The organism is Protofrankia sp. CiP1_Cm_nod2 (assembly GCF_920664355.1).
GTDB lineage: Bacteria > Actinomycetota > Actinomycetes > Frankiales > Frankiaceae > Protofrankia.
Genome location: NZ_CAKKTL010000240.1, coordinates 1 through 4,768, shown reverse-complemented (window position 1 = coordinate 4,768; position 4,768 = coordinate 1). Strand labels below are relative to the sequence as shown.

The following is a 4,768-nucleotide window of genomic DNA, read 5'->3' as shown; positions in this document are numbered from 1 at the left end:
TCCGTCCGGCTCGGCAGTGCCGCGGCCACGGCCGCCCCGTAGCCGGTGCCCGGCGGCATGGTGCGGACCGACACATGCGGGCCGTCCGGGATCCGCGCCCGGCGGGCCGTGGGCCCGCCGCCGACGTCCACCACGACGACCTGGTCGGGCCGGCGGGTCTGCTGGCCGAGCGCACGCAGCGTCTGTGCCAGGCCCGTCCCCGCCGCGACGCCCGGCGAGACATGATCGGAAAGTTCTCGGCCGGCCCCGCCCCGGTCGCGGCCGGCGGCCACCACGATCGCGACGACTTCGGCCGTGCCGTGCTCGCCTGCGGCCTGCCCGCCGGCGGGCCCGCTGGTGGCACGGCCCGGGTTGCCGGTGCCGGTGCCGGTGACCGGACGCCCGGCGTGCGGCGGGGACGGGCCGGTGGCTGTCACGCGACCGATGCCGGGCTACCGGCTTCCCCGCGGGGCCCGGACATCCCGGATCGATACGCGGACCATGGATCCGGTGGGCGGGCCGAAAACATGATCGTCCCAGCTTCGGCGGCCCGGCCTGGTCCGACGGATGTCAGGCACCGCCCGCACGATCGAAGATCCATCAGATGCGGACGAGGATCCATCGGAGGTGGTCTAGACCGCCTGCCGGCGTAGCCGGCGCCGCTCCCGCTCGGACATCCCACCCCAGATACCGAACCGTTCGTCCTTTTCGAGCGCGTATTCCAGGCACTCGCTGCGGACCTCGCATCCCGAGCAGATGCGCTTGGCCTCGCGGGTCGACCCGCCCTTCTCCGGGAAGAACGCCTCCGGATCGGTCTGGGCGCACAGCGCGCGCTCCTGCCACTCCGGTGAGTCCGCAAAGATGTCGTCAAGACCGAGAGTGACGACATTGGTCAGGCTCGCGCCGCGTGACTCACCGGCCACGGCACCGCCGGCCCGCGCGTCACCGGTGGTTGCGTCACCGGTCACCGCATCACCGGTCACCGCGTCACCGGCCCGCGACCGGCCGGCAGATGACCTTACCGATATCGATTCAGTGAATTCATCTTCTTCTTTGCCGTCATTACCATCATCATGAAAGTCAATATCAAAATCGACATCGAACTCGGCGGTGGTCAGCTCCCGGCCCTCGCGGCGGCCGGGATCCGGCCGCCCGGCCCACTCGGTGGCCGTGGGCTGCGCGGGCAGCCCGGCACGTGACCGGTGTGTTTCGGCGAGGACGATGTGGACGCCCGCGTCGGTGCGTTCCATGTGGACTCCTCCAGACCCGTCGCGGTGCGGTCGGCCACCCCCCGGGCGCCGGCGCGCAGGTGACTGGTGTCCACACCGGCTGGGCAGGCGCTTTACCGCACCTTCCCCACCGGCGGGGGAAATGACACGCCGGTAATTACACGCGCCGAAGACCGCCGCGTCAACCCCACCAGCGCAACATCCTCTACAACCAGCGATCAAACAATAGCTCACGGTAGCAGGACGCTGTTACAGAGGGTCCCCGTCCAGCGCACTGAGCGATATGCGAGAAGTCCCCGAGAGCCCTGACCGGGTCATCTTACCCTCCGAAATCAGATAAAGCCGACATCGACTGTCCTTCTTGTGACATCTCCTCCTATCTGCCGGACTTCCACTTTCGCGGATATCCGTCCGGACAGTAGCAACGAACATCGACAAACGGACATCGACAGTTGTCGGAGCCGCACCGGCCGCTGACACAGCCGCGATCAACCTGATGACCGGGCACCGTCGGGACGTCGACGGGACGCCGTCGGGACGCCATCGGGACGCCGTCGGACATCCGTCCACCGCCCATCCTGACGGGCGAGCAGGAGCGGCTGACAGGCGGGACCGGCTGACGGGCGGGCAGAACCTGCCCGTCACGCGACGGCACCTCCACCGGTCGTGATCCAGTGCAAGTGATCCAGTGAGAGCCCGGCGGAAGTATTGTCCAGCGGAACCACCGGCCGAGGTGCCACCGGACGAAAGTCAGGACTTCAGGCCCGGTCAGGAGACGATCGGCAGGGCCCTGCGCACGGCCCCGGCGCCGCCGGGAGGAAGATCCACGGCCGCGCCGGCCCCTCTGGCGGGGATGCGCGCGTCGGGGCGGCCATCACTCCGCGTGCCTGCGCCGACGTCCTGACGGGCCGCGGCCAGCCGCTCCGCCGGGACCGGCCCGTAGGTCGTCGTCCGCTGCCGCGCCGGCCGTCCGGCGGCGCGGGCCAGCGCCTCCAGCTCCGCGACGGAACGGGCCGACCCGTGCTGGGAGCCGGCCATCCGGCTGATGGTCTCCTCCATGAGGGTGCCGCCGACGTCGTTGACCCCGCCGCGCAGGACCTGCTCGCAGCCGTCCGGCCCGAGCTTCACCCAGGAGCACTGGATGTTGTCGATCGCGCCGTGCAGGAGCAGCCTGGCCATCGCGTGTACCGCCCGGTTCTCCTGCACGGTGGGGCCGGGCCGGGCCACCCCGGCCAGGTAGATCGGCGAGCTGTGGTGGACGAACGGCAGTGCCACGAACTCGGTGAACCCGCCGGTGGACTCCTGGATGCGGCGCAGCAGCCGCAGGTGGGCCACCCAGTGCGCCGGGGTGTCCACATGCCCGTACATCATCGTGGCGGACGACCGCAGGCCCACCTGGTGCGCGGTCGTGATGATCTCCACCCAGGCCGAGGCCGGCAGCTTGCCCTTGGTGAGCACCCAGCGCACGTCGTCGTCGAGGATCTCGGCGGCCGTCCCCGGGACCGAGTCGACACCGGCCTCGCGGGCCGCGGTCAGCCAGTCCCGGATGGACAGGCCGGTCCGGGTGACGCCGTTGACGACCTCCATCGGGGAGTAGGCGTGCAGGTGTATGCCGGGGACCCGGTTCTTGATCTCGCGGGCCAGGTCGAAATAGGCGGTCCCGGGCAGGTCCGGGTGGATGCCGCCCTGCATGCATATCTCGGTGGCGCCGGCCGCCCACGCCGCCTCGGCCCGGGTGCCGACCTCCTGCTGGGAGAGCGTGTAGGCGTCGGCGTCACCCCGCCGCTGCGCGAACGCGCAGAACCGGCAGCCGGTGTAGCAGACGTTCGTGAAGTTGATGTTCCGGTTGACGACGTAGGTGACGTCGTCACCGACAGCATCGCGCCGCAGGTCGTCCGCGAGCCGGCAGAGCGCTTCGAGCGCGGGGCCGGCCGCGCCGAACAGGACGAGGGCGTCGGCGTCGCTGATGCCCGCCGGATCGTCGGCGGCGTGCCGCAGCGCGGCTCTCATCTCGCCGTCGAGGCGCGGCGGCGCGGCGGCGGTAGCCGCGGCCAGCAAGTCACCACCGGACGCGGCACCGCCTGGCGCGGCAGTGCCTCCCGGCACGGCCTCGGCCGGATCGCCCGGCACGGCGTCGCCCGGCACGGCGCGGGCGCCTGTGCCGATCACTCCGTCCGCGCCGGTGCCCGCGGCGCTGACCTGGGCGCGCAGGACGTCCCAGTCGCCGTAGACCGAGGCGAAGTCCGCCCGCCGGTCGCCGCGGCGGCCGGCGACGTCGATGGCCGCCTGCAGGTCGACCCGGCCGCTGTCGGCGAGCCCGCCGTCCGGCTCCTGCCAGGGGCGGCCCACGGCGGCCGCCCCCGCGCGCAGCAGGCCGTCCGGTCCGCTCAGCGCGGCCACGTGCGGGCGCAGCCTGGGGTCCAGCCATGGCTCGTCCAGGTAGGGCGGGTAGGCGGTCAGCCGGGGCCGCAGTGTGAAGCCGGCCGCCGCGGTGACCGCGGTCAGGGCCGCCAGCGCCGGCCAGGGGCGTTCCGGGTTGACGTGGTCCGGAGTCACCGGTGACACCCCGCCCCAGTCGTCGATGCCGGCGGCCAGCAGCAGCGCGCACTCGTCCGGGTCGACCAGGTTCGGCGGCGCCTGCAGCCGCGGGGACGGGCCGAGCACCAGCCGGGCGACGGCGGCCGCCGCGGCGAGCTCCTCGGCGCCGACGTCGGGCGCGTCCCGCATCGCCGTGTCGTCCTTGGCCCGGAAGTTCTGGACGATCACCTCCTGGATGCCGCCGTAGCGGCGGGCCACCGCCCTGATCGCGAACAGCGTCTCGGCGCGCTCCAGGTAGGTCTCGCCGATACCGAGCAGCAGGCCGGTGGTGAACGGCACCGACAGCCGGCCGGCGTCCTCCAGCACCCGCAGCCGGCGGGCCGGCTCCTTGTCGGGCGAGCCGTAGTGCGGGCCGCCCGGGGTGGACCACAGCCGGGTAGCGGTCGTCTCCAGCATCATGCCCATGGACGGCGCGACCGGCTTGAGCCGGGCCAGCTCCTGCCAGGACAGCACCCCGGGGTTCAGGTGCGGCAGCAGCCCGGTCTCCTCCAGGACGGCGATGGCCGCCGCCCGCAGGTAGCCGAGGGTGGAGTCGTAGCCGTGGCTGTCCAGCCACTGGCGCGCCGCCGGCCAGCGCTCCTCCGGACGATCACCCAGGGTGAACAGCGCCTCCGCGCAGCCCGCCGCCGCGCCTTCGCGGGCGATCCCGATGACCTCGTCCAGGCTCAGGTAGGGCGCGGGCAGCCGGTGCGGGACGGTCGCGAACGTGCAGTAGTGGCACCTGTCCCGGCACAGCCGGGACAGGGGGATGAACACCTTCGGCGAATAGGTGATGACGCCCGGGCGCCCGGCCGAGCGCAGGCCGGCGTCGCGGACCCGCGCCGCCGACGCGGACAGGTCGACGAGATCGTCCCCGCGGGCGGTCATCAGCACAGCCGCCTCCACCGCGTCGAGCGGCACGCCGTCGCGGGCCCGGCGCAGCGCGCGCCGCAGCGCCGAGCCCGTGGGCGCCAGGCCGGCTC

At 72.9% G+C, this 4,768-nt stretch carries 2 protein-coding genes and 1 pseudogene; all 3 read right to left on the bottom strand.

What is annotated here, in order from left to right:
• Window positions 1-416, bottom strand: a pseudogene (locus NBW84_RS20390) (hypothetical protein); the annotation flags it as partial.
• Between the two features lie 195 nt (window positions 417-611).
• Window positions 612-875 carry a WhiB family transcriptional regulator gene (locus tag NBW84_RS20385; RefSeq protein ID WP_250286478.1) on the bottom strand — a complete coding sequence of 88 codons (264 nt, stop codon included), beginning with the start codon at window positions 873-875 and terminating at the stop codon, window positions 612-614.
• A 1,101-nt stretch (window positions 876-1,976) separates the two neighbouring features.
• Complete coding sequence (locus tag NBW84_RS20380; RefSeq protein WP_250286477.1) at window positions 1,977-4,760, bottom strand: bifunctional FO biosynthesis protein CofGH; 2,784 nt, start codon at window positions 4,758-4,760, stop codon at window positions 1,977-1,979.
• Window positions 4,761-4,768: the final 8 nt, after the last annotated feature.